Below are 23,692 nucleotides of genomic sequence, written 5' to 3'. Positions count from 1 at the left end.
TGGAAGACAAGCGCATGGCCGAGTTTGCAGACTATAAGGTCAAGGACATCTCGCTGGCCGATTGGGGCCGCAAGGAAATCGCAATCGCCGAGGTCGAAATGCCTGGCCTGATGGCCTTGCGTGAAGAATTCGGCGCCAAGAAGCCGCTCGCAGGCGCACGCATCGTCGGCTGCTTGCACATGACCATTCAAACAGCGGTTCTGATCGAGACACTGCGTGCCCTGGGCGCCGAAATCCGTTGGTCATCCTGCAACATCTTCTCGACCCAGGATCACGCTGCTGCAGCCATCGCCGCTTCCGGTGTCCCGGTCTTTGCCTGGAAGGGCGAGACCGAAGAGGAGTACTGGTGGTGCGTCGAGCAAACCATTACGGGTCCGAATGGCTGGAAGCCGAATCTGATCCTCGATGACGGCGGCGATCTGACCCAGTTGATGCACAGCAAGTACCCGGAGTTGCTGGAAGATGTCCGCGGTGTTTCGGAGGAGACCACGACCGGCGTACTGAGGCTCTACGACATGGCCAAGAAGGGCACGCTTAAGGTGCCGGCCATCAACGTCAACGATTCCGTTACGAAATCTAAGTTCGACAACGTTTACGGCTGTCGCGAGAGCCTTGTCGACGGCATTCGCCGCGGCACGGACGTGATGATGGCGGGCAAGGTTGCTGTGGTGAACGGCTACGGTGATGTGGGCAAGGGCTCCGCCCAATCGCTGCGCAATGCCGGTTGCCGGGTGATGGTTACCGAGGTCGACCCGATCTGCGCGTTGCAAGCGGCTATGGAAGGCTACGACGTGGTCACGATGGACGACGCCGCCGACCGCGCCGATATCTTCGTCAGCGCCACCGGCAATCGCGATATCATCACGATCGATCACATGCGCCGCATGAAGGATCGCGCAATCGTTTGCAATATCGGGCACTTCGACAACGAGATTCAGGTCGATGGCCTGAAAAACCTGAAGTGGCACAACGTCAAGCCGCAGGTCGACGAGATCGAGTTCCCGGATGGCAAGCGCATCATTCTGCTGTCCGAGGGCCGCTTGGTTAACCTGGGCAACGCCACAGGGCACCCCAGCTTCGTCATGAGCGCATCCTTTACCAATCAGGTGCTGGCGCAGATGGAACTCTGGAACAATTCCGGCTCCTATGAGAAGCAGGTCTATGTCTTGCCGCGTCACCTCGACGAAAAGGTTGCCGCCCTGCATCTGGCCAAGGTCGGCGCCAAGCTGACCAAACTGACCAAGGAGCAGGCCGATTACATCGGTGTGGCGACCGAAGGCCCCTTCAAGAGCGACGCTTACCGCTACTAAAGGCAGGCCTCAAGGCTTATAGAGTTCGGCGGGGCGGCGGCGAAGAGACGATCGTTGCCGCCTCAACCTTTCTCGAATGAGTGAATGCTGGGCACGTAGAGATATCCTGCCGGAGAAACAATGTAGGCCTCGTAAAGGCCGTGAGGTTTATGGGCAGCGCCCGCCAAAACATCGTGCCCGGCCTCGACTGCCCGTCGCTCAGCCGTATCCGGGTCCAAGTCATAAAGCCTTATCTCTATGCCCAAGCCGCGGGCGACGCCGTCGCTCAAGAATCCCAGCAGCGGGTGGCTGTGGTAGGTGTGATCGCCATGCAGCATCCAGTCCTGACCGGCATGAGTCATGACAGCGAAGTCCTTGTTAGCAAAGCGCGGTTTCAATGCAAATACAGTGGTCAGAAAATCCACCTCCCGGGCGACATCGGCGACCAGAAGATTGAGGCCAACGCCTTGTAGGGAGCGACCATATTCGGGCGCGGGTAAAAATTCATCTCGTCGGTTTGCCATTCGCTCGTTTCTCACTAAACTGGCGCAACGTTCTGGCGCGCTACGATCACCTGAAACTACTGTCCGGTGCCGGGGCTTTTCCGTAAAGCGCCAATTCTTCGCCTGTTTGAGGATCCATGTCTGACAGTCAATCGAAATCAGGAGGAAGATCGCAGGGAGCAACCCTGGCGATTGTGTTGACGGCGTTGGTGTCGGTGGGCCCGATCTCTACCGATCTCTATCTGCCGTCGCTGCCCAGCATGCGGTTTGATCTGGCGGCCAGCGAAGGCCAAGCACAGCTAACACTTTCAGCCTTCCTCGTGGGCTTTGCGCTGGCACAGCTTTTCCAAGGGCCGCTCTCGGACCGCTTCGGCCGTAAGCCTGTCATGCTGGGCGGCCTGTTGGTTTATGTCCTGGCCAGCATGGCTTGCGTCTTTGCGCCGACCATTGAACTTTTGATCATGGGGCGCGTGCTGCAGGCCTTGGGGGCCTGTGTAGGGCCGGTTGTCGGGCGCGCCATTGTAAGAGACGTCTATGGCCCCAACGACGCCGCACGGGTCCTTTCCTATATTGCTTCCGCCATGGCCCTAGCGCCGGCTGTGGGGCCATTGATCGGCGGCGCAGTGCAAGAGTTCTTGGGGTGGCGCGCTAATTTCTATGCCATGCTGATCTATGGCGTCATCGCGGTGGGATTGTTGCTGTGGCTGGTACCGGAGACCAATCGCTACAAGGATCCCGACGCGACCCGGCCGGGCGCCATACTGCGTAACTATCGGGCCTTGCTCCGTGAGCGGCGCTATCTCGGATATGTTTGGGTCACCGCCGCGGTGTTCGGCGGACTCTTCGCCTTCATATCCGGTAGCAGTTTCATCATTATCGAAACGCTGGGTTATTCGCCCTTTGCCTTTGGACTTTGCTTTCTCGTGTTTGTCACGGGATTCATGACCGGCAGTTTGCTGTCCGGTCGCTTCAGCCGCCGCTTCGGCGTCGATCGCTTGATCCTGATTGGAACGTCGCTCGGCCTGGCGGCAGGCACGGCGGGGGCGGTCTTTGCGCTTGCCGGAGTCTTGAACCTTTGGGTCATACTGGTGCCGATATTCCCCTTCATGGTCGGCTGCGGCATGGTTTTGCCCAACGCTTTTGCCGGTGCGATCGGGCCCTATCCGCGAATGGCCGGGGCTGCCTCTGCGTTGCTTGGGTTCTTGCAGATGGTGGTGGGAGCGGCTTCCGGCGTGGCGGTGGGGCAGTTGGCCGACGGTACGGCTCGACCCATGATGGTGATGATATTCCTGGGTGCGTTGTTGGGATTCTGGGCGCGCGTCGTTCTGTTGCGTGGGCCATCGGAGCCCAAGGATGTAACGTCGGGTTAAGGGCGACTACCGGGTGCCCGGATTATCGGGCGAATTGAGACTTGAACCGGCGCCATAGGCGGCCGTCGATGGCCGCCAGCCCCAGACAGATGAACCCCATCCCCAGCAAGTGCTGCGGCAACAGGGCTTCGGCAAGGAAGGCCACGCCCAGCAGGATAGCGCTCACCGGGATCAACAAAGTCACGAGTAAAAGATTGGTCGCTCCGGCGGTTGCCAGGATGCGAAAGTAAATCACATAGGCCAGCGCCGTGGAGAGCGAGGCGATACCGAGCAAAGCGCCGATGGTGGCCAGACTGGGAAACGGCAAACTCCAGGGTTGGTCGATCAACAGCATCACCGGTATCAGCAGAACGCTGGACGCGCAGAGTTGCCCGGTCGCGGTCGCCATGGGCGATACGCCAAGCGCCTTGAATCGGCGGCCATAGAGCCCTGCAAGAGCATAGGAAACAGCAGCCGCCAGGCAAGCCAACTGTGCCGTGACATCAAGCCCAAGGGAGCGCAGCGCATCGCCGCCGATCATCGCGGCGACACCGCCTAAGCCCAGGATTACGCCAAGCAAGCGGCCCGGTGTCATGCGCTCATCCTGGGTCAAAAACTGCGCCAGAAGGACAGTGAACAGCGGTGTCGTCGCGTTGATGATGGACGCAACGCCCGACGCTATATGCATCTGACCCCAAACAATGAGTGAAAAGGGCACGGCGTTGTTGAGGAACCCCATGCAAAGAAAAGCGCGCCACACGCGCCATTCCCGCGGAAGCGGTTGGGCGGCCACACGCATTGCCAGCAAAAGGATTACCGCCGCGAGGAACACGCGGCAAACGACGATCGTGAAGGTCGGAAGCTCCCTGACGGCGACTCCGGTAAAGAAGAACGAGCCGCCCCATAGGAGTGACAGGCCGATCAAAAGCGTCCACTCCAGGGCGCCCATGGTCCTGTTTATCGGTGAAATCGGAGATGCTGGTTTCAAATGCCGATGCCTTGGGTGCGAAAGCGCAACGAGGATACGCGGCATTCAACGTCGCACAGCCAAACTACCCGCACACTCCGATTCTTGTTTTTCCCCTCAGGCTGACGGGGCGAAACGCTCTTCCATCTCGCGACGGATTGATACGGCGTGATTCTCGCCGACCGCTTCCAAATCGGACCAACAAACGATTTCCCCGGCTTTGATATCGCGCTGCAGCGTGACGCCGTGAGCTAACCCGATGGGCAGGGCGCCGCACTTTATGCTTTCGCTGGCAGGCAGGAGCTTGCCCCATACGCAAAAACCGCCCTCGCCATCCAGCTTCTGCCCGGCCTTCAGATCGCTTTTCGCAACAGCGGCGACGTCGCCCGACCATTGACGCGTAGTCCCGGTTGGCTCGCCTCGAATCGCGACGCTGGCGACAGAGACGCCGAGTTCCAACCCTATCAGGTGATAGGGCCGATAAAGCGCGCCGTATCGCCCGCTGGGATCGGTAACGAGACCGTATTCGGAGAAACAACGCGCGGTGTAGTCGCTTGGCGCCTCGAAGACGACGTAAACACCCCAACGAAGATCGCCTATCACAGGATCGCCGTTGCGCTGGAGGCTCGAAATGACCTCGACCTGTCCTTTCTTTTCGAGGGTGCCGCCTTCACTTGCGGGGCGTAGCACAACGGGAAGCTCGTCGACACTGCAGGGCGGGAAGGCGAGGCCGTTGCTGGGAGTTGCCAAGCCAGTTGCGTTGGCGACCGCCGCCATCTCGATGGAGGACTTGGTGCCATCCAGGAAAGAATTGAACATTTGCGGGTTCATACCGCCTTGGGCTGCGCGCTCCGCAGTCAAACCATAATAAGGCCAAACGGTGTCGGGGGTGGAAGCGTGGTAGACGGGTAGGTACTTCGTTCCTTTGCCGGCGGCCACGACATTCAAACCGCAAGCGCGCGCCCAGTCGACCTGTTCGCAGATCAATGCCGGCTGGTCGCCATAGGCCATCGAGTAAACGACGCCCGCCTGCCGGCAGCGTTCCGCCAGCAAGGGGCCGGCCAGTACATCAGCCTCGACATTCACCATGACGATATGCTTGCCGTTTTCCGCAGCGCTCAAAGCATGCCGGATGCCGGCGGCGGGATTGCCGGTCGCATCGACAACAACCTCAACCGGTCCCCCGGTCAGCAGGTCATCGGAATCCTCGGTGATGAAGGTCGTACCGCTGGTTTCAGCTTCGGTAAGGCTGCGTGCGCCGTAGGCGGCGGGGTCCCATCCGGTCGACTCCAAAGCCTGCCTGGCGCGTGACGCATCCAGGTCGGCAAGGCCAATCAGATGCAGACCGGGAGTGATGCGAAGCTGGGCAAGAAACATGGAGCCGAACTTGCCGGCACCGATCATGGCGACACGTACCGGCCGACCTTCGCGTTGGCGTTCAAGAAGCAGGCTATGGAGATTCATGGGGTATCCTCGTCGGGTTCGGCGTTGAAATGACTGCGGCAGGTCGGCGCAGTATCCGGGTGCTTTGAACGCCAAGCTTGGCAATTCTCGTAAAAGGTCCTACCTCTTACACTCAAGTCAGTAAGATACTCAGGAGACCACGATGAACGAAGATATTTTCAACATGGAAGTTCGAAAATTCCTAAAGAAGGTGGGGGTGACCTCGCAGCGGGAAATAGAGCAGGCCGTGCGCGATGGCCTGGAAAACGGACGCATCACGAGTGCGGACAAAGTAAAGGTAAAGGCCGTTATCACTATTGAAGGCCTGAGCGACGGGCACGAAGTGACCGGTGAAATCTCCCTCAGCTAGTCAGGCTTTTCCGGCGTCCTGGTAGGCGGGAACTTTGGCGCCTACTGCGCACCGAAGACCGGGAGTCCATTAATCAGAACGGTTCCCTCCGGCGTCAGACGAATGGCAAAGGCCGTGGCTTCCGGCACCGTGGGGGTCGGCGTTTCCGGCCCTTGGGAGTAAATCATCATCATCCCCAGCGTGCCTAAAAGCGCTTGGCCGTTCTCTTGTTTCTGAGGGTCACCGCTCACCACCATCTCCTGCGCCAGGGCCTGGAGTTCGGATATGCCCAGAAGTTCGAACACGAACCCGCCTTCGATGAAATAGGCAGCTGCTTCCGAGAGCCGAAATTCGCCGGTTCCCGCCAGCGCCATGATCTGATTGGAGAAGGATAACTCGTTGAGGAGCAGACGTGTGCCGCTGGCGGCCATGAGCCCTGCCATCGCTTCGCCCTCGAAGCCCCCCGTACCGCTGTCGCCACCTTCGAGGCCCTGATAAGCGGCATCGATGAGCATGTTCCAAAGCGCGTCGTTCGGAATGTCCAGAATCCCCAGGGACAACGTGAAGCGGTCCGGGACCAGACGAGAATCAAGTCCCTCGAAGTCACCACTTGGCGACACCGCTTTTATACCGAGGAACGCCATATCGAATCCGGCGCTGCCCAAACCGCCGCTGCCCGGGCCTGCGTCATAGCGACCGCCCAACCGCATCTCGTCGAGAGAAAAACTATTGCCCTCCTTGTCGGCGATACTCAGTTTCTGAAGCTTCATTTCCATATCGCCGAGCCAGGGCAGCATCGCCCGAACATCATCACCCGTCATCTGTTTGAGTGCCGCTTTTCGGTCCTTGACGATGAGTCGCAAGTTATCCGCGGTGGCGGCGAGATTGACCTGCTTGGCGTTGCTGGCGGCGGCGATGCGGCCAATGGAGAAATCTCCCTGGTCGGGAGCCTTCAATGCAATGCCCAGAACCTCGAAGCTGGCCTTTTGATCAAATATCCCCTCGGAAAGCTCGACCGAATCCAGTATCACCGAGATGCGACCGGCCCCCATGGCGCCCGGTTCGTTCAGCGGCGCGAGGCCGGCGCTGGCGAACTCGCTGTCGAGTGACAGAAAACTTAGATATCGGGCCGACCACAGGCCGTCAAAGCGAGTCAGGTTGGCCGTCATCACCGCGCCACTGCCGTCGGCGTCACGCAGGGTCATGGCGTTCGGTAGTACGAGGTCGGTCATGCGATAGAGCTGATCGCCGGCCGGAGTCATTCGAAACGTGATGTCGCCGATTTCAAAGGCGCCGCCGTTCTCGCCCTCTTCGGCCATTCGCAGGTTGCGCAATAGGACGTCATAGCCATCACCCGCAGAAGTCACCTCGAGTCCATCAAGCCGGTAGACGTCGCCTAGCTCGGCGAACGTCAAGGCATTCTGCATATTGATGAATTCCCAGATCTCGCTACGCAGGCGGTCGGCGCCGGCCGAGTCAGCCTTCGCCACACCGCCAATCAGCGCGACTACCGCAAGAATGACCCAGGCAGTAAAAATGGTGAGTCTGCGCTGTATAGCCATTGATCAGCCCCTCTGAAATTTCCCGTCTTTGTGATTATCGCACGTGATTTCGTACTAAGCCACGCACGGTTTGAAGCAACGCAAGCGTGCGGCATGGAAGAAGTCGCCGATAAACATTGCTGGAATTTTGTCTTAACGTGTCTAAAAATCACTTAACGGGCGTTTACTTGTTAAGCGCCGCTTGACGGTTTGGCGTTGGCGCATTACGAACAGTGAATACAAGATCGGTCGAAAAAATAGACCGGCGGAGACCAGGGAGGCTTGCTCAAAAAAAGTGGGCAGCAGGGCAGAGGGTTCGTGCCGAACCTTTGCGCAGGGGTCTCCAGGACAGTTGAGGTTTCGGTGGGAACGCTAATCCGTTCTCGCGCGGGGACGCTGTATTCAGTGTGAAACAGCGGCGTTCCTGGTCAGCAATACCCTCAAAGAGGTGTGCTGACGACGACTTATGGGAGAACAGTGCTGATGGTACAGGGTCCGCTCGACAGCTTTCCCAAACTGCTTATGGATAATGCCGTGCGGCTGGGTGACAGCCCGGCGTCACGCGAAAAGATCTATGGCATATGGATGTCCTGGACGTGGCGTCAGGTCGCCGACGAGGTGCGCGAATTTGCCGCTGGCCTGCATGCCTTGGGTCTGCGGCGCGGCGACCGTGTCGCGATTGTCGGTGAGAACCGCCCACGGCTTTATTGGTCAATGGTGGCCGCTCATTGTCTGGGCGCAGTCCCGGTTCCGGTTTACCAGGATTCCGTCGCCGAGGAGATGCAGTATGTCCTGGAGCATGCCGAGGTCAAATTCGCTGTAGTCGAGGATCAGGAGCAAGTGGATAAACTCCTTTCCATCAAGGAGAGACTGCCGGGTCTGGTCGAAATTCTTTATCAGGATGAGCGTGGATTACGGAACTATGACCACAGCCACCTGCACGGCTTCGACAAGGTAAAGCAACTTGGGCGCGATAATCGCGCGATGGATGGCGCAACGCTCGAAAGCGAGATTGCTAAAGGCCGGGGCGACGACATCTGCGTGATTCTCTACACCTCCGGCACGACGGGTAAACCCAAGGGTGTCGTGCTATCGAACGACAATGTTCTGGTGACGGCAAGGGCTTCGGCGGAGTTCGATAAGCTGGGCCCGAACGAGGAAACCCTGGCCTACCTGCCGATGGCGTGGGTGGGCGATTTCATTTTTTCCATGGGCCAGGCCTATGTTTGCGGCTTTTGCGTTTCCTGCCCGGAATCGCCGGAAACTATGCTGCACGATCTGAAGGAAGTCGGCCCGACCTTCTTCTTTGCGCCGCCGCGCATTTTCGAGAACCTGCTGACCACGGTCATGATTCGCATGGAAGACGCCAGCGCGATCAAACGTCGGGTTTTTCATAGCTTTATCGAGCATGCGAAGAAAGTCGGCGGTCGCATTCTGGACCACAAGGAAGTGTCACTGCCTGACCGGCTTTACTATGCGCTGGGAACGCTGCTGGTGTATGGCCCACTGAAGAATACTTTGGGAATGAGCCGGGTGCGGATCGGCTATACCGCCGGTGAAGCGATCGGGCCGGAGATTTTTCAGTTTTACCGTTCCTTGGGCATCAACTTGAAACAGCTCTACGGGCAGACCGAGGCGAGCGTGTTCATCACGCAACAACCCGACGGCGAAGTCGGCGCCGACAGCGTCGGCGTGCCAAGCCCCGGGGTCGAGGTCAAGATCGCCGAAGATGGTGAGGTGCTCTATCGTTCTCCGGGCGTATTTCTGGAGTACTACAAGAACCCCGATGCGACCCGCGAAACCAAGACTGAGGACGGTTGGGTGCATACCGGTGACGCCGGCTTCTTCGAGGAAGACACCGGGCACCTGCGCATCATCGATCGGGCGAAGGATGTGGGGAAGCTGAACGACGGCTCGCTGTTTGCGCCCAAGTACGTAGAAAACAAGCTGAAGTTTTATCCCAATGTCCTCGAGGTCGTGGCCTTCGGCCATCAACGCGACTACGTGACGGCTTTCGTCAACATCGATCTCAATGCAGTGGGAAACTGGGCCGAGCGAAACAACATTTCCTATGCTTCCTATCAGGAATTGGCTGCGCATCCGCAAGTTAACGCTGCGATCAAGGAGCATGTGGAGGAAGTCAATCGTTCGCTGGCCGGTGATCCGATGCTCTCCGGCTCACAAATTCGGCGCTTCCTCGTGCTGCACAAGGAACTCGACGCCGACGATGGCGAACTGACGCGAACCCGGAAAGTGCGGCGGCGGATCATTGCCGAGCGTTATGGCGCTTTGATCGATGCGCTCTACGACGGCTCTACGAGCGTTCATGCGGAAACCGAAGTGACCTATGAGGATGGCCGCAAGGGCAAGATATCGGGAACGGTTGCCATCGTTGATGTGGAGACCTACCCGGCCGTCTCTAAACAGGACCAGGCGGCGTAGAGAGGGAAAAGCATGAGCCAGCAGGACGTCCAGCAAGCCACGAGCCCGAACAACGCCTCGTCCCCTGTGAAGGCTGAGCGCGGCCGTGACGTGATCATGGAAGTGAGAAACATCACCCTTCGCTTTGGTGGCGTGGTGGCCATCAAGGACGTCTCGTTCGATATTCGTGAGGGTGAAGTTCGCGCGATCATCGGACCCAACGGCGCAGGCAAATCGTCGATGCTGAACGTGATCAACGGTTTCTATCATCCGCAGGAAGGTGAAGTCTGGTTTCACGGCGAGAAGCGAAAAGCCATGAAGCCACATGAAATTGCCCGGCAAGGGATTGCCCGGACGTTCCAGAACATCGCTCTTTTCAAGGGTATGACGACTCTCGACAACATTATGACCGGCCGCCTGACGAAAATGAACAAGAACATTCTCTGGCAAACTATTTGGGCCGGACCGGCGGAACGTGAAGAGTTGGAGCATCGTGAGTTCGTCGAGCACGTGATCGACTTCCTGGAGATTCAGCATATTCGCAAGACGCCCGTTGGGCGCTTGCCTTACGGCCTGCAAAAACGGGTCGAGTTGGGGCGTGCGCTGGCGGCGGAGCCGAAACTGCTGCTGCTGGATGAACCGATGGCGGGAATGAACGTCGAGGAGAAGGAGGATATGTCGCGCTTCATCCTCGACGTGAACGAAGAGTTTGGGACCACCATTGCACTGATTGAGCACGACATGGGCGTGGTGATGGATATTTCGGACCGGGTCGTGGTTCTGGATTATGGGCAAAAGATCGGTGACGGCACACCTGACGAAGTACGGAGCAATCAAGCTGTGATCGACGCCTATCTCGGCGTTTCTCACGATTGACGGGGGAATTATGATCTTTTTCATCGAAACGGTGATTTCGGGTCTGATGGCAGGGGTGATGTACGCCCTTGTTGCGTTGGGATTCGTGCTGATTTTTAAAGCCTCCGGGATTTTCAACTTCGCGCAGGGCGTTCTGGCGCTCTTTGCGGCTTTGACCCTGACCGGGATCATGGACAATTTCGGGCTTTCCGCCTGGATAGCGATTCCCTTGACGCTTGGCGTGATGGTGCTGCTGGCGATCCTCATCGAGCGTCTGGTGTTGCAGCATCTCGTTAATCAGGAACCCATCATTCTCTTCATGGCCACCATCGGCCTTGCCTACGTGCTGGAGGGAATTGGCGATATTCTCTGGGGCTCAAACGTCAAGGTGCTGGACGTGGGGCTGCCTAACGGCGCGTCCGATTGGATGCTGGATAGTTTTGATATTTACGTCGAGAAGCTGGAGGTTGCCGCTGCTGTTACCGCCACGATCCTGGTGATCGTGCTGTCGATCTTCTCTCAGTACACGCGCATCGGCCGGGCTCTCCGGGCCGTGGCGGACGATCACCAGGCCGCGCTTTCGGTCGGTATCTCGCTGCGCACCATCTGGGTTATCGTCTGGTCGATCGCGGGGTTTGTCGCCTTGGTTGCGGGCATCATGTGGGGGTCCAAATCCGGCGTGCAGTTCTCGCTGTCGCTGATTGCCCTCAAGGCTTTGCCGGTTTTGATATTGGGCGGTTTTACCTCGATCCCGGGGGCCATCGTCGGCGGCTTGATCATCGGCGTCGGCGAGAAGATTGCCGAAATCTATCTGGGGGAGGTGATGAGCGCTCTCTTCAGCCTGGACCGGAATATATTCTCCGCCATCGAGAACTGGTTTGCCTACGTGCTGGCGCTTGGTTTCCTGCTGTTCCGACCGCAGGGACTATTCGGCGAGCGCATCATTGAGCGCGTTTGAAAAAGGGAGCTTGATACTTGCTTTACCGTGAAACCGGCGATTTCAAGACATCCTACCGGGCCGACCAGCAGATCTTTCCGATCCTGCAGGACCGCGTGGCCTTTTGGGCCGTGCTGGCCGTCGCCTTCTTCGTCGTGCCTTTGGTGATTGACGACTACTGGTCGAACGCCATCATGCTGCCGGTTCTGATTTATGCCCTTGCTGCCATCGGGCTCAATATCCTGACCGGCTATTGCGGCCAGGTATCGCTGGGCACGGGCGGCTTCATGGCTGTAGGCGCATACGCGAGCTACAAACTCATGACTGCCTTCCCGGAGCTCAATATCTTTTTCATCGTGTTGCTGTCCGGCGGCGTTACGGCCTTGGTGGGCGTGATCTTCGGTTTGCCATCGCTGAGGATCAAAGGATTCTATCTGGCGGTGGCGACCCTGGCGGCGCAGTTCTTTCTGGTCTGGCTGTTCAACAAGGTGCCCTGGTTCTACAACTACTCGGCAACGGGGCAAATCGCGGCACCCGAGCGAACCGTGTTCGGTTACGCGGTAACCGGGGCCGAGGCCGCGCCCTGGGCCACCTATCTGTTCTGTCTCGTCTTCGTGACGATCCTGGGTTTTGCCGCCAAGAACATGCTGCGAGGGCGTGTTGGGCGCGCCTGGATGGCAATCCGCGACATGGACATCGCAGCAGAGATCATCGGCGTGCCGCCGCTGCGTACCAAGTTATCAGCCTTCGCTGTCAGTTCCTTTTACGTTGGTGTTGCCGGGGCACTCTATTTCGCGGTTTGGTTCGGCGCGGCCGAACCGACGGAGGCCTTTGGCATCAACCAGTCGTTTTTGGTGCTGTTCATGATCATCATCGGTGGCCTGGGATCCATGTTGGGTTCTTTCCTGGGCGCCGGCTTCATGGTCTTGATGCCAATTCTTCTAAAAACTGCGATGGTTGGCGGCCTGGGTATGCAGGCGGTAACGGCCAAGCACATCGAAATTACCTTGATCGGTGTGCTTATCATCTTCTTCCTGATCGTCGAGCCGCACGGCTTGGCGCGGCTCTGGGCGATCGCGAAGGAAAAACTGCGGCTATGGCCATTCCCCCATTGAGAGGGTCATCGCTGGAGATAAAACTTAAACGATAACGGCAAAAATGCTGAAATTACGGTCATCAAACCCAAAGGGAGGAAAAAGATGAACCTCAAGAAACTGACACTAGCCATAGCGGCTGCCGCATTTGCGGCTCCGTTGATGGCCTCTTCAGCGGGTGCCGAACTGGTCATCCCGTCCTTTACCTATAGAACCGGCCCTTATGCGCCGAACGGCATCCCCTTCGCCGACGGTTATGCCGACTACTTCAACCTGCTCAACGAGCGCGACGGCGGCATCGAAGGCCAGAAGATCAAGGTGATCGAATGCGAAACCGCCTACAACACGCAGCAGGGCGTGGAGTGTTACGAGAACACCAAGGGCGAAGGCACGCTGGTCATCCAGCCGCTGTCCACGGGCATTACCTATCAGCTTATCCCGAAGGCGACCTCGGACAAGATTCCCGTCCACTCGATGGGTTACGGCCGCACCTCGGCCGCTGACGGGACGGTCTTCCCCTATGTCTTCAACTTCCCCGGCACGTACTGGGATGCAGCCTCGATCATCGTCAAGCACATTGGCGCGACCGAGGGCAACATGGACAACCTGAAGGGAAAGAAGATCGCACTGGTCTATCACAACTCCGCTTATGGCAAGGAGCCGATCCGTACCCTTGAGGAGCTTGCCAAGAAGCATGGTTACGAGTTGATGCTGTTGCCGGTTGACCACCCGGGTCAGGAGCAGAAGGCGACTTGGCTTCAGGTTCGTCGCGACCGTCCCGATTGGGTCGTGATGTGGGGTTGGGGTGTCATGAACCAGGTGGCTATCAAGGAAGCCGCTTCCGTGCGTTTCCCCATGGATCGCTTCGTCGGCGTCTGGTGGTCGGCCTCCGAGAATGACGTGTTGCCCGCTGGTAAGGAAGCCGACGGTTACAAGGCCGTTGCTTTCCATGCGCCCGGCACGAACTTCCCGCTGTTTGCCGATTTGCAGAAGTACATTGTCGGCGCGGGCAAGGCCGCCGGTGATGGCAGCCATGTCGGCGAAGTTCTCTACAACCGAGGCATGGTTGCGGCTCTTTGGGCATCCGAGGCGATTCGGACGGCCATGAAGATCCACGGCACCATGAATGTGACGCCGGATATGGTGCGTGACGGCTACGAAGCCTTGGATGTGGACGAAGCCCGTCTGGCCGAGCTTGGCCTGCCGAACTTCACCGTTCCGGTCAAGGTCACCTGTGCGAACCATGGCGGACCCGGCTTGGGCGCGATCCAGCAGTGGGACGCCAACAGCCAGACCTGGAGCCTGATCACCGGGTATGTGCCTGCTGATCGTGAAGTGGTGGACGCCCTCATCGCCGAGGACTCTGCCGCCTTTGCCAAGGAAGCCGGCATTACGCCGCGCTCCTGCAACTAAGATGTCATTGGCGCCGCTCCTGCTTTCGGGCAGGGGCGGTTGCCACCCTGACAAAGTATCGAATCTGAACGACGACGCCTGGAGTATCGCGGATGGCTGAACAGACGGCGCAACAGAGCGAAATGCTCCTCACCCTCAACAATATCGAGGTGATCTACAATCACGTGATCCTCGTGTTGAAGGGTGTCAGCCTTTCCGTGCCCAAGGGCGGGATTACGGCGCTGTTGGGTGGTAACGGCGCCGGCAAGACGACGACCCTTAAAGCCGTATCCAACTTGTTGCGCAGCGAGCGCGGCGAGGTCACGAAGGGCACGATCGAATACCGTGGCGAGAAGGTGCAGTCGCTTTCGCCGTCCGATCTGGTCAAGCGCGGCGTCATCCAGGTCATGGAAGGCCGGCATTGCTTCGAGCATCTGACCATCGAAGAAAACCTGATGACCGGTGCTTACACGCGCCGCGACGGCGCGGCGGAGGTCCAAAAGGACCTTGAACTGGTTTACTCTTATTTTCCCCGCCTCAAGGAGCGCCGCAAATCGCAGGCAGGCTATACTTCGGGCGGCGAGCAACAGATGTGCGCCATCGGACGCGCTTTGATGTCCAGCCCGGAGACGATCCTACTGGACGAACCTTCCATGGGGCTGGCGCCGCAGCTGGTCGAGGAGATTTTTGAGATCGTCAAGGATCTCAACGAGCGCGAGGGCGTATCCTTTCTGCTGGCAGAACAAAACACTACCGTGGCGTTGCGCTATGCTCACTACGGCTACATTCTGGAATCAGGCCGTGTCGTGATGGACGGTGAGGGAGCAGCCCTGCTGGAGAATGAGGACGTCAAGGAGTTCTACCTGGGGCTTTCCACCGAAGGGCGTCGCTCCTACCGTGATGTGAAACACTATAAAAGGCGTAAGCGCTGGCTATCCTGACGTTCGGAGGTCAGTGGCGTTCTGGTCTACCGGGACGCAGCCGCCGCCGTATCGAGGGAGAGCGAATCATGACGGAATCATCCGCGTATTACGACGATCTGGAAACCCGCGACCCGGAATTGCGCGAAGCGGCCTTGCTATGGGCGGTCGCGCGGCAAATCGAGCATGCCAAACGCAACTCGCCCTTTTATGCGAACCGACTGGCCGGTATTGATCCGCATCAGATGATTAGTCGCGATCTGCTGGCCGACGTGCCGGTCACGCGCAAGCATGAACTGATCGAACTCCAGCTTTCCCAGCCTCCCTTCGGCGGACTGGCAACACTGGCGGCGGGACAGGCGGGTCGCGTGTTCGCTTCGCCCGGCCCCATCCACGAACTTGAAACCGACGATGGCGACTATTGGCGCATGGCGCGGGCCTTTCACGCGGCGGGCCTGAGGGCAGGCGATGTGCTGCACAACTGTTTTGCCTATCACCTGACGCCCGGTGGATGGATCATGGACAGCGGCGCAAGAGCATTGGGCTGCGCTGTTTTTCCAGGTGGCACGGGGAACAGCGAGCTGCAGGCCGCCGCCATCCAGCAATATCGCCCTGTCGGCTTTGCAGGGACGCCCGATTTCCTGAAAGTAATTTTGGAGAAGGGGGACGAGCAGGGGTTGGATTGCAGCAGCATCAAATGCGCATTGCTTTCCGGCGGTGCTCTCTTTCCACAACTGCGCGAATACTACCAAGGACGCGGCATTGCGACGTTGCAGTGCTACGCAACGGCCGATTTGGGGTTGGTAGCTTACGAGACTCTCGATTCCGAGGGTGAGCTTTGTCCCGGAATGGTGCTGGATGAAGAAATTTTCGTCGAGATACTGCGGCCGGGAACCGGTGATCCGGTTCCCGATGGTGAGGTCGGCGAAATCGTCGTTACGACCTTCAACGCCGCCTATCCCCTGATTCGTTTTGCCACCGGCGACCTCTCCGCGATCCTGGAGGGTGCGAGTCCTTGTGGCCGCACGAACCGTCGCATCAAGGGCTGGATGGGCCGGGCCGACCAGACCGCGAAGGTCAAAGGCATGTTCGTTCATCCCGAACAGGTTGCCGTGATCGTTAAGCGGCATGAAGAGGTCCTTCGCGCCCGTATGGAGATCACTCGTTCCGGCGACCAAGACGAGATGGTATTGAAGGTTGAGGCCGCCAAAGCGTCGGAAGGCCTGGCGGATGCCGTCACGGCCAGCCTGCAGGACGTCGCAAAAGTGAAGGGCAAGGTTTCCTTGGTGGAACCCGGGACCCTGCCCAATGACGGCAAGGTGATCGATGACCAACGTAAGTACGATTAAGTGAGGCTGGTTTGGGTTGGAGAAAAATCACATTCTCGCCCCAATTGCGACCAAGAGCCGTCACCTTCACTCTCTACCTTATTTAGGTAACAGAGGACTTCCCCTCTCTGTGAGCGAGGCAGCGAGCCAGCCTCTCAGCCCTCCCCCCAAGTCGGGCTGGTGCTGTCAAGAAGGCGGAACTTGGACCCCGACCCCAAGTTCCGCCTTCAGTTTTTCTTGCTTCCTTCGCCTCCCTGCGCCATGCCATGAAGTGTTGAGAACAACGACGCTCGGGGAGACGCCGAACCATGGCGCTATTTGAAGGTCATAATCTGGTGTGCGAACGCGGTGAGCGTTTGGTCTTCGCCGGATTGGACTTTGCGGTCGACCCTGGGGATGCCTTGCTCTTGACCGGACCGAATGGCAGTGGAAAGTCCAGCCTGCTGCGCCTGATGGCGGGTCTGTTGAAGCCCGTCGCCGGGGACCTCCGCTGGGAAGGCCGGGACCTTCGCACGCATCGCGACGGCTTTCTTGAGAATTTGCAATACCTTGGCCACTTGGAAGCCGTAAAGGCGGTCCTCGATCTCCGCGAAAATCTGCGGTTCTGGGCGGGGCTGAGAGGCGTCGATCTTTCCGACACAGCGCTTTATACGACTCTCCGTGCCTTTGGCCTGGAAGACCTTGCGGATTTGCCAGCAGGTTACCTTTCCGCAGGCCAGAAGCGGCGCCTTGCGCTTTCCAGACTGCTGGTCGGAGAGGCTCGGCTCTGGTTGTTGGACGAACCGACGGTTGGGCTTGATCAGGCTTCGGTCGCCAGCCTGGTCACGCAGGTTGAAAAGCATCGGTCAGAGGGGGGCTGCGTCATTGCCGCCACGCACTTGGATTTGGGGTTGAGCGCGCCACGCCATCTCGCCCTGGATCGCATTGGCGGGGTTGGCGCGGCGTGAAAGCCTTTTCCCAAATATTGTCGCGCGATTTGAGGTTGGCGCTGCGCCAGCGCGGCGACGCGGCGATGGTCTTGCTCTTTTTCATCCTTATTGCCAGCCTCTTTCCTTTCGGGGTGGGACCTGAACCGAAGCTCCTGGCGCGTATCGGCGCAGGGGTCGTCTGGGTTTCCGCTCTACTTGCCATGCTGCTGTCGCTGGAGCGGTTGTTCCTCGCCGACTATGAAGATGGTTCGCTGGAGTTGATGATGCTTGCCCCTTTGCCCCTGGAGGCGGTTGTTCTCGCCAAGGCGCTGGCACACTGGCTCACCAGCGGGCTCCCTCTAGTGCTCGCGGCGCCTGTGATTGGGCTTATCTACAATATCGACCAGACAGGATACCTGCCGCTCGTCACCGCTTTACTGCTTGGCACGCCGACTTTGAGCCTTCTCGGTGCGATCGGAGCGGCGCTAACCCTGGGCGCCCGACGCGGCGGGATTTTGATCCCCTTGCTGATCCTGCCGCTTGCCATACCGGTCTTGATCTTTGGCATCCTTGGCGTGGAGGCCGCACTGGGCGGTTTTGCCGCGCGTCCCTTCTTGCTGCTCCAGGGCGCTTTGCTGCTCGCGGCCTTGCCTCTGGCGCCGATCGCCGCCGCCGCTGCCTTGCGGCAAAGTCTGGAGTAACGGTATCTTGACTAAATCCTCCGGATGGTCTTGATCTCAAGGGCTGGCGTTCTGGCTATGATTGATTAAGTTAGAGATGTTCCTGGGGATTGGAACGTTTTGGTCGATGACCAAATATTACAATTAAAGCCCAGCAGCGACTTCGCCGATGCTGTAGAGAGCGCGTCGAACCTCAAACTTTGCTAAGGGTGCTGACCGTGGGTGTTTCGCCTTTGCGCGATACTGAGGCAGAGATCTACTGTGGGAGCGTGTAAAGAATGGGTGGCTATGCCGTATTCATCTGGGCTGCGTTGCTGATTACCGCAGCGGTGATGATCGGTCTGCTGGTCATCAGCCTGAAAGAGCAGAAAGCGGGTGAACGGAAGCTGCGCCAACTTGAGGCGCGTTTGCCGCGCAACAGTCGCGCTGCCCGAGGTCGGAAAGCCAGCGATTCCGATCAGATCTTGAATCAGAACGAAGAGACGCAGGAATGACGCGTAAAAATCGGCGCCTGATGTTTGGCGCGCTCGGTCTGAGCGCGCTGTTCGGCGCCACTGCCTTGGTACTGTTGGCGCTGCAGGAGAATATGATGTTCTTCCGCAGTCCCAGTGATCTCGCGAGCGGATCGGTCAATCTTGAGCGCGCCATCCGACTTGGCGGTCTGGTTGAACCGGGGTCGGTGGTCAAGAGCGACGGGAATGCCGAAGTCACCTTTCGGATCACGGACGGACAGGCCAGCATCCAGGTCGATTACCGGGGCATCCTGCCCGATCTATTCCGGGAGGGGCAGGGCGTGATTGTCGAGGGTCGCATGAGCCCGAGTGGCCAGTTCGCAGCCGATGAAGTTCTGGCAAAGCACGACGAGAACTATATGCCCAAGGAAGTTGCCGACGCCTTGAAAGAAGGCGGGCATTGGAAAGGTGAGGAAAGCGCGACCCAATGATCCCCGAGATTGGACATTTCGCGCTCATCATGGCGTTGGTGGTTGCACTGCTGCAAGCGGTGCTGCCGCTCTATGGAGCGCAACGCGGAAAACCTAATCTCGTGGCCTTTGCCGGACCTGCGGCCTTGGCGCAGCTATTGCTCCTCATTATCGCCTTTGGCGCCTTGACCCAAGCCTATGTGGTTTCCGATTTCACGGTTTTGAATGTCGTGGAGAATTCGCATTCGGCCAAGCCGCTGCTTTACAAAATCTCAGGCGTTTGGGGAAACCATGAAGGCTCCATGCTGCTGTGGGTCTTGATACTGGCGTTGTTCGGTGCGTCCGTCGCGGCCTTCGGCGGCAATCTGCCGGATGGTTTAAAGGCCCGGGTACTCTCGGTTCAGGCCATGATTGCCGTTGGATTCCTGGCCTTTTCGATTTTTACCTCCAATCCTTTCGCCCGGGTGTTCCCACCACCGCTCAACGGACGCGACCTCAATCCACTGCTGCAGGATCCGGGATTGGCCTTCCATCCGCCAATGCTCTACTTGGGCTACGTCGGATTTTCCATTGCCTTTGCCTTTGCCGTCGCCGCGCTGATAGAAGGGCGCGTGGATGCGGCGTGGGCGCGTTGGGTCCGTCCTTGGACGTTGGCGGCCTGGATGTTCCTGACGGGCGGCATCGCGCTGGGATCCTGGTGGGCCTACTACGAACTTGGTTGGGGTGGCTGGTGGTTTTGGGACCCTGTCGAGAATGCTTCCTTCATGCCCTGGTTGATGGGAACGGCCCTCCTGCACTCCGCCGTAGTCGTGGAAAAGCGTGGGGCTCTTAGAGTCTGGACGATCCTTCTTGCCATCCTCACGTTCTCGTTGAGCCTTATTGGCACCTTCATTGTGCGGTCGGGGTTGCTGACATCGGTGCATGCTTTTGCTACCGACCCGGCGCGCGGGCTTTTCATTCTCCTGCTGCTGGCGATCGCCATCGGCGGATCATTGACGCTTTTTGCCTGGCGGGCGCCCGACCTCAAAAGCGGCGGTCTTTTCGCCCCGGTCAGCCGCGAAGGCGGGTTGGTCCTCAACAATCTATTGCTGGTGACGGCTTGCGGCACAGTCTTACTGGGCACGCTCTATCCGCTGTTGCTCGAGGCGGTTACAGGGGACAAGGTTTCGGTCGGTGCGCCTTTCTTCGAGGCAACCTTCGTGCCAATCATGACCCCTCTGGTTCTCCTTATGGGGCTGGGGCCGTTGCTCGCCTGGAAGCGCGCGGATCTCGCCGGCGTCTTGGGGCGTTTGAAGATGGCATTGCTCCTGACCGGCATCGTCACGCTTTTCACGTTGTACCTCTACAGCCAAGGGCCCGTCATGGCCGTGGCTGGAATGGCCGTGGCCGCCTGGCTATTCTTTAGCACCCTGACGGAATGGGCCGAGCGGGTGCAGTTATTCCGAGCGTCTTTTGGAACCAGTTGGCGGCGTGCCGTGAACTTGCCGCGCTCTTCTTATGGAATGACGCTGGCGCATGCGGGCTTGGCGATAGCGATTGCCGGGATGGTTGCGTCCTCTGCCTGGAAACTTGAGGAAATTCGCATCCTTTACCCTGCGGAAAGCGTGACGCTAGGTAGTTACAGCTACGAGTTTGTCGGGGTTACGCCGGTCCGCGGCAAGAATTATAGCGCCGAACAAGGGCGCTTTCGGGTGACACGTGACGGCGCGAAGGTCGCTGACTTGTTCCCCCAGCGGCGCATTTACGATGTGGGCAACCGCCAGACGACCGAGGCGGGAATTCATACGACCGGACTGGCCGATCTTTATAGCGTTCTGGGCGATCCTGACGGCAAGGGCGGCTGGACGGTGCGCCTCTATCACGAGCCATTGGTGCCCTGGATTTGGGCTGGCGCGTTGATCATGGTCGCGGGCGGGCTAGTATCGCTTTCCGATCGCCGGTTGCGCGTCGGCGCGCCCAGTCGATCTAAGAAGGCCATCAGATCGGCCCCCTCGGGCGCTTAAGGGAAAGAATCATGCTCTTACGTCGTATCCTCTTAATCGCTCCGCCGGTCGTTTTTGGTGCTTTGCTGAGCATATTTGCCTGGGGGTTGCTCGCTGACCGGGATGTCGGCCAGGTCCGCTCGGCCTTGATCAATAAGCCCATTCCCGAGTTCGTTCTGCCGCCGGTCGAGGGCACCGGCAAACCCGGGTTCTCCTCAAACGACCTGCGTGGAGAAGGGGTGAAGCTGGTCAATATATTCGCCTCCTGGTGCATTCCTTGTCGTGCCGAGCATGTGGTGATCACGCGACTGGCCGAACGCGAGGGTTTGGCGGTCTACGGATTTAACTGGAAGGATAAGCCGGAGGAAGCAGCCGCATGGCTATCGGACCTGGGCAACCCCTATCGCGCTGTCGGTGGCGATCTGGAAGGGCGAGTTGCGATCGACTGGGGAATTTCCGGAATTCCCGAGACCTTCATTATTGATGGTGACGGGACGATTCGTTACCAGCATATAGGCCCGTTGGTTGAGGCCGATATCGCCAAGAAGATCTTGCCAATCGTTCGGGAAATCGGCGGATGAAGGGCGTTGCCCTCGCTCTGCTGCTGATTACGGCGTCTATCAGCGGCGCGGCTTTTGCGGTGGAACCGGGAGAAATGCTTTCCGATCCCCAGCAAGAGGCTCGCGCGCGCGAAATATCAAAATCCATTCGCTGCGTGGTGTGCCAGAATCAAGACATCGATTCTTCCAACGCCGACTTGGCGCGCGATCTGCGGATCATGATCCGAGAGCGTATAGTATCTGGCGACAGCAACGGCCAGGTGCGGGACTTCCTGGTCGCTCGGTATGGCGATTACGTGCTGTTGAGGCCGCCAGTCAAGCCGAGCACCTACGTGTTATGGTTTGGTCCCTTGGTCTTGTTGCTGTTGGGCGGCCTGAGCGTATGGGTATATCTTCGAGGCCATCGGCCAGTGGCCAGTGCTTGTGCGCCTTTGCCTCTTAGTGATGAGGAGCGCCGTCGGGTCGATCAGATCCTTGGGCGCGGCGAAAAGGATTAAATTCCTTTTGCAAGGCCGTGCTGAGCCGTCTAAGTTTCAACTATAAAATAAAAACTACAGGCCACAGGGAGGCCGTACATAGGCATGGCGAATGGCCAGCCGGCATTGATTGTCGAAGACGTCCATAAGCGTTTTGGTGATCTGGAAGTATTGAAGGGAATTGACGTCACCGCCAACCAAGGTGACGTGATTTCTATGCTTGGGTCCAGTGGGTCCGGTAAATCCACGTTCCTGCGCTGCATCAATCTTTTGGAGACACCGGAGCAAGGACGCGTCGTCGTAGGCGGCGAAGAAATTCGCATGGGCCTGGACCGGAGAGGTCGGCCGATCGCAGCCGACTCCAAACAGGTTGATCGTATTCGCTCGAAGCTTGGCTTCGTGTTCCAGAGCTTCAACCTCTGGACACATATGACCGTGCTTCAAAACGTGATCGAGGGGCCGGTCCAGGTATTGGGGAAGTCCAAGCCCGAGGCAATCGAGACCGCCAAGGAAGTTCTGAACAAAGTTGGCCTTTCCGACAAGCTTGATTATTACCCCGCGCACCTTTCCGGCGGCCAACAGCAGCGTGCCGCAATAGCCAGAGCTTTGGCGATGGAACCGGAGGTGATGCTGTTCGACGAACCGACCTCGGCATTGGATCCTGAGTTAGTTGGTGAGGTGCTGCGCGTGATGCGGCAACTCGCCGAGGAAGGGCGGACCATGATCGTGGTAACCCACGAAATGGGGTTTGCGCGGGAGGTCTCCAACAAGGTTATTTTTCTCCACCAAGGACGGGTGGAGGAGGAAGGCGCGCCCGGTCAGATGTTCACGGAACCGAAGACCGAGCGTTTTCGTCAGTTTTTATCCAGCCATCTCTAATGGTTAGGGTGGCACTTTGACTGCGAACCATCACGGAGGAAAAAAAAGCCATGAAGAAAATCGCAGTTGCAAGCGTGGCCGCGTTGGCGGCAATGACTGTTGCAGGGCAGGCAATCGCAGGGGCATGCCAAGGGATGGATGTGCGTGTAGGCACCGAAGGCGCCTACCCTCCGTTCAACTCCATTGACGATGCCGGTAATCTGGTCGGCTTCGATATAGACATCTCCAACGCCTTGTGTGAGTCGGCAGGGTTGAACTGCACCTTCATCACCCAGGATTGGGATGGCATCATTCCGGGGCTTCAGGCCAAAAAGTACGATGCGATCATCGCGTCGATGTCGATTACCCCAAAACGTATGGAAGTCGTTGACTTCACCGGCAAGTACTACAACACGCCGGCCAAATTTGTGGCGGCCAAGGACTCCAACTTCGATATTTCTCCGGACGGGTTGGCCGGGAAGGTCGTCGGTGTGCAACGTGCCACCATTCACGAGGATTTCCTGCGCGCCACTTTCCCAAAGGCCGAAGTACGTAACTACGGCACTCAGGAAGAGGCGAACGCGGACCTAGCTTCCGGTCGCCTGGACCTGGTGATGGCGGACTCCGTGGCTCTGTTGGACGGTTTTCTTGAAACCCCCGATGGTGAGGGCTTCCAGTTCGTGGGGCCTGACTACAACGATCCGAAGTTCCATGGCGAAGGCGCTGGTATTGCCGTTCGCAAGGGTGAAGACAAACTGAGAGAATGCCTGAACGAGGCCATTTCCGACATACGCGCCAAGGGCATCTATCAAAAGATCAACGAGAAGTACTTTGATTTCGACGTCTATGGCGCCGAGAGCTGAAGTGTGAAGTAACGTTCGGAGGCGGGTATTGCAGCCACTGCGAGCCCGCCTCCAC

23 protein-coding genes are annotated in these 23,692 nt (G+C 58.5%); 19 read left to right on the top strand and 4 right to left on the bottom strand.

What is annotated here, in order from left to right:
- Nucleotides 1-14: 14 nt before the first annotated feature.
- Nucleotides 15-1,310: an adenosylhomocysteinase gene (gene ahcY / locus FHR98_RS13420; protein WP_183417222.1), complete on the top strand. Its 1,296-nt coding sequence runs from the start codon at nucleotides 15-17 to the stop codon at nucleotides 1,308-1,310.
- Between the two features lie 62 nt (nucleotides 1,311-1,372).
- On the opposite strand, the gene FHR98_RS13415 is transcribed toward ahcY, so the two are convergent.
- Entirely contained in the window at nucleotides 1,373-1,813 is a 441-nt protein-coding gene (locus tag FHR98_RS13415; protein WP_183417221.1) for a VOC family protein, read from the bottom strand.
- 116 nt (nucleotides 1,814-1,929) lie between these two features.
- Here FHR98_RS13415 and FHR98_RS13410 point away from each other — a divergent pair, with 116 nt between their 5' ends.
- A complete protein-coding gene (locus FHR98_RS13410; protein ID WP_183417220.1) occupies nucleotides 1,930-3,162 on the top strand; it encodes a multidrug effflux MFS transporter in 1,233 nt (410 codons plus the stop codon).
- Nucleotides 3,163-3,184: 22 nt separating this feature from the next.
- On the opposite strand, the gene FHR98_RS13405 is transcribed toward FHR98_RS13410, so the two are convergent.
- Nucleotides 3,185-4,129 carry a DMT family transporter gene (locus FHR98_RS13405; protein WP_322091259.1) on the bottom strand — a complete coding sequence of 315 codons (945 nt, stop codon included), beginning with the start codon at nucleotides 4,127-4,129 and terminating at the stop codon, nucleotides 3,185-3,187.
- 96 nt (nucleotides 4,130-4,225) lie between these two features.
- Nucleotides 4,226-5,572: an NAD(P)H-dependent oxidoreductase gene (locus FHR98_RS13400; protein ID WP_183417219.1), complete on the bottom strand. Its 1,347-nt coding sequence runs from the start codon at nucleotides 5,570-5,572 to the stop codon at nucleotides 4,226-4,228.
- A gap of 142 nt (nucleotides 5,573-5,714) precedes the next feature.
- Between FHR98_RS13400 and FHR98_RS13395 the strand changes: the two genes are divergently transcribed.
- Nucleotides 5,715-5,921: a DUF6494 family protein gene (locus FHR98_RS13395; protein ID WP_183417218.1), complete on the top strand. Its 207-nt coding sequence runs from the start codon at nucleotides 5,715-5,717 to the stop codon at nucleotides 5,919-5,921.
- A gap of 41 nt (nucleotides 5,922-5,962) precedes the next feature.
- Here the strand turns inward: FHR98_RS13395 and FHR98_RS13390 are convergent, their stop codons facing one another.
- Nucleotides 5,963-7,462 carry a hypothetical protein gene (locus FHR98_RS13390; RefSeq protein ID WP_183417217.1) on the bottom strand — a complete coding sequence of 500 codons (1,500 nt, stop codon included), beginning with the start codon at nucleotides 7,460-7,462 and terminating at the stop codon, nucleotides 5,963-5,965.
- Nucleotides 7,463-7,924: 462 nt separating this feature from the next.
- Between FHR98_RS13390 and FHR98_RS13385 the strand changes: the two genes are divergently transcribed.
- The 16 genes from FHR98_RS13385 (at nucleotide 7,925) to FHR98_RS13310 (ending at nucleotide 23,637) form a co-directional block, all read left to right on the top strand.
- The gene (locus FHR98_RS13385; RefSeq protein ID WP_183417216.1) at nucleotides 7,925-9,883 is read left to right on the top strand and encodes an AMP-binding protein; all 1,959 of its coding nucleotides are present in this window, start codon (nucleotides 7,925-7,927) and stop codon (nucleotides 9,881-9,883) included.
- A gap of 96 nt (nucleotides 9,884-9,979) precedes the next feature.
- Nucleotides 9,980-10,738: an ABC transporter ATP-binding protein gene (locus FHR98_RS13380; protein WP_246377860.1), complete on the top strand. Its 759-nt coding sequence runs from the start codon at nucleotides 9,980-9,982 to the stop codon at nucleotides 10,736-10,738.
- A 10-nt stretch (nucleotides 10,739-10,748) separates the two neighbouring features.
- On the top strand, nucleotides 10,749-11,675 hold the full coding sequence (locus FHR98_RS13375) for a branched-chain amino acid ABC transporter permease (protein WP_183417214.1): 927 nt from the start codon (nucleotides 10,749-10,751) through the stop codon (nucleotides 11,673-11,675).
- 17 nt (nucleotides 11,676-11,692) lie between these two features.
- Entirely contained in the window at nucleotides 11,693-12,769 is a 1,077-nt protein-coding gene (locus FHR98_RS13370) for a branched-chain amino acid ABC transporter permease (protein WP_183417213.1), read from the top strand.
- Nucleotides 12,770-12,853: 84 nt separating this feature from the next.
- Nucleotides 12,854-14,161 (top strand): ABC transporter substrate-binding protein, encoded by a 1,308-nt coding sequence (locus FHR98_RS13365; protein ID WP_183417212.1) that lies wholly within the window; start codon nucleotides 12,854-12,856, stop codon nucleotides 14,159-14,161.
- A 92-nt stretch (nucleotides 14,162-14,253) separates the two neighbouring features.
- The gene (locus tag FHR98_RS13360; RefSeq protein ID WP_183417211.1) at nucleotides 14,254-15,081 is read left to right on the top strand and encodes an ABC transporter ATP-binding protein; all 828 of its coding nucleotides are present in this window, start codon (nucleotides 14,254-14,256) and stop codon (nucleotides 15,079-15,081) included.
- A gap of 68 nt (nucleotides 15,082-15,149) precedes the next feature.
- The gene (locus FHR98_RS13355; protein WP_183417210.1) at nucleotides 15,150-16,409 is read left to right on the top strand and encodes a phenylacetate--CoA ligase family protein; all 1,260 of its coding nucleotides are present in this window, start codon (nucleotides 15,150-15,152) and stop codon (nucleotides 16,407-16,409) included.
- Between the two features lie 287 nt (nucleotides 16,410-16,696).
- Complete coding sequence (gene ccmA / locus FHR98_RS13350; RefSeq protein ID WP_183417209.1) at nucleotides 16,697-17,335, top strand: heme ABC exporter ATP-binding protein CcmA; 639 nt, start codon at nucleotides 16,697-16,699, stop codon at nucleotides 17,333-17,335.
- Nucleotides 17,332-17,997: a heme exporter protein CcmB gene (gene ccmB, locus FHR98_RS13345; protein ID WP_183417208.1), complete on the top strand. Its 666-nt coding sequence runs from the start codon at nucleotides 17,332-17,334 to the stop codon at nucleotides 17,995-17,997. Before ccmA ends, ccmB begins: the two co-directional genes overlap by 4 nt.
- Nucleotides 17,998-18,254: 257 nt before the next feature.
- Entirely contained in the window at nucleotides 18,255-18,470 is a 216-nt protein-coding gene (ccmD, locus tag FHR98_RS13340) for a heme exporter protein CcmD (RefSeq protein WP_183417207.1), read from the top strand.
- Entirely contained in the window at nucleotides 18,467-18,919 is a 453-nt protein-coding gene (gene ccmE, locus FHR98_RS13335) for a cytochrome c maturation protein CcmE (protein ID WP_183417206.1), read from the top strand. The genes ccmD and ccmE overlap by 4 nt, the downstream gene beginning before the upstream one ends.
- The gene (locus FHR98_RS13330) at nucleotides 18,916-20,901 is read left to right on the top strand and encodes a heme lyase CcmF/NrfE family subunit (RefSeq protein ID WP_183417205.1); all 1,986 of its coding nucleotides are present in this window, start codon (nucleotides 18,916-18,918) and stop codon (nucleotides 20,899-20,901) included. The genes ccmE and FHR98_RS13330 overlap by 4 nt, the downstream gene beginning before the upstream one ends.
- A gap of 11 nt (nucleotides 20,902-20,912) precedes the next feature.
- Nucleotides 20,913-21,461 (top strand): DsbE family thiol:disulfide interchange protein, encoded by a 549-nt coding sequence (locus FHR98_RS13325; protein ID WP_183417204.1) that lies wholly within the window; start codon nucleotides 20,913-20,915, stop codon nucleotides 21,459-21,461.
- A complete protein-coding gene (locus FHR98_RS13320; RefSeq protein ID WP_183417203.1) occupies nucleotides 21,458-21,937 on the top strand; it encodes a cytochrome c-type biogenesis protein in 480 nt (159 codons plus the stop codon). Before FHR98_RS13325 ends, FHR98_RS13320 begins: the two co-directional genes overlap by 4 nt.
- 84 nt (nucleotides 21,938-22,021) lie before the next feature.
- Nucleotides 22,022-22,795 (top strand): ABC transporter ATP-binding protein, encoded by a 774-nt coding sequence (locus FHR98_RS13315; RefSeq protein ID WP_183417202.1) that lies wholly within the window; start codon nucleotides 22,022-22,024, stop codon nucleotides 22,793-22,795.
- Between the two features lie 50 nt (nucleotides 22,796-22,845).
- Nucleotides 22,846-23,637, top strand: coding sequence for an ABC transporter substrate-binding protein (locus FHR98_RS13310; RefSeq protein WP_183417201.1), 792 nt, complete (start codon nucleotides 22,846-22,848; stop codon nucleotides 23,635-23,637).
- The last annotated feature ends 55 nt before the right edge of the window (nucleotides 23,638-23,692 follow it).

Origin of the sequence: Limibacillus halophilus (assembly GCF_014191775.1) — a bacterium.
Taxonomy (GTDB): domain Bacteria; phylum Pseudomonadota; class Alphaproteobacteria; order Kiloniellales; family CECT-8803; genus Limibacillus; species Limibacillus halophilus.
Note: the sequence above shows the minus strand (reverse complement) of the source record. Positions and strands in the feature narration are given on the sequence as shown.

Coding starts and splice junctions, on each gene's coding strand:
- FHR98_RS13385 (WP_183417216.1), top strand. CDS start 7,925: ATGGTACAGGGTCCGCTCGACAGCTTTCCCAAACTGCTTATGGATAAT.
- ccmA (WP_183417209.1), top strand. CDS start 16,697: ATGGCGCTATTTGAAGGTCATAATCTGGTGTGCGAACGCGGTGAGCGT.
- FHR98_RS13360 (WP_183417211.1), top strand. CDS start 14,254: ATGGCTGAACAGACGGCGCAACAGAGCGAAATGCTCCTCACCCTCAAC.
- FHR98_RS13315 (WP_183417202.1), top strand. CDS start 22,022: ATGGCGAATGGCCAGCCGGCATTGATTGTCGAAGACGTCCATAAGCGT.
- FHR98_RS13310 (WP_183417201.1), top strand. CDS start 22,846: ATGAAGAAAATCGCAGTTGCAAGCGTGGCCGCGTTGGCGGCAATGACT.
- FHR98_RS13325 (WP_183417204.1), top strand. CDS start 20,913: ATGCTCTTACGTCGTATCCTCTTAATCGCTCCGCCGGTCGTTTTTGGT.
- FHR98_RS13400 (WP_183417219.1), bottom strand. CDS start 5,572: ATGAATCTCCATAGCCTGCTTCTTGAACGCCAACGCGAAGGTCGGCCG.
- ccmD (WP_183417207.1), top strand. CDS start 18,255: ATGGGTGGCTATGCCGTATTCATCTGGGCTGCGTTGCTGATTACCGCA.
- FHR98_RS13355 (WP_183417210.1), top strand. CDS start 15,150: ATGACGGAATCATCCGCGTATTACGACGATCTGGAAACCCGCGACCCG.
- FHR98_RS13365 (WP_183417212.1), top strand. CDS start 12,854: ATGAACCTCAAGAAACTGACACTAGCCATAGCGGCTGCCGCATTTGCG.
- FHR98_RS13320 (WP_183417203.1), top strand. CDS start 21,458: ATGAAGGGCGTTGCCCTCGCTCTGCTGCTGATTACGGCGTCTATCAGC.
- FHR98_RS13410 (WP_183417220.1), top strand. CDS start 1,930: ATGTCTGACAGTCAATCGAAATCAGGAGGAAGATCGCAGGGAGCAACC.
- FHR98_RS13415 (WP_183417221.1), bottom strand. CDS start 1,813: ATGGCAAACCGACGAGATGAATTTTTACCCGCGCCCGAATATGGTCGC.
- FHR98_RS13395 (WP_183417218.1), top strand. CDS start 5,715: ATGAACGAAGATATTTTCAACATGGAAGTTCGAAAATTCCTAAAGAAG.
- FHR98_RS13380 (WP_246377860.1), top strand. CDS start 9,980: ATGGAAGTGAGAAACATCACCCTTCGCTTTGGTGGCGTGGTGGCCATC.
- FHR98_RS13390 (WP_183417217.1), bottom strand. CDS start 7,462: ATGGCTATACAGCGCAGACTCACCATTTTTACTGCCTGGGTCATTCTT.
- FHR98_RS13375 (WP_183417214.1), top strand. CDS start 10,749: ATGATCTTTTTCATCGAAACGGTGATTTCGGGTCTGATGGCAGGGGTG.
- ccmE (WP_183417206.1), top strand. CDS start 18,467: ATGACGCGTAAAAATCGGCGCCTGATGTTTGGCGCGCTCGGTCTGAGC.
- FHR98_RS13330 (WP_183417205.1), top strand. CDS start 18,916: ATGATCCCCGAGATTGGACATTTCGCGCTCATCATGGCGTTGGTGGTT.
- ahcY (WP_183417222.1), top strand. CDS start 15: ATGGCCGAGTTTGCAGACTATAAGGTCAAGGACATCTCGCTGGCCGAT.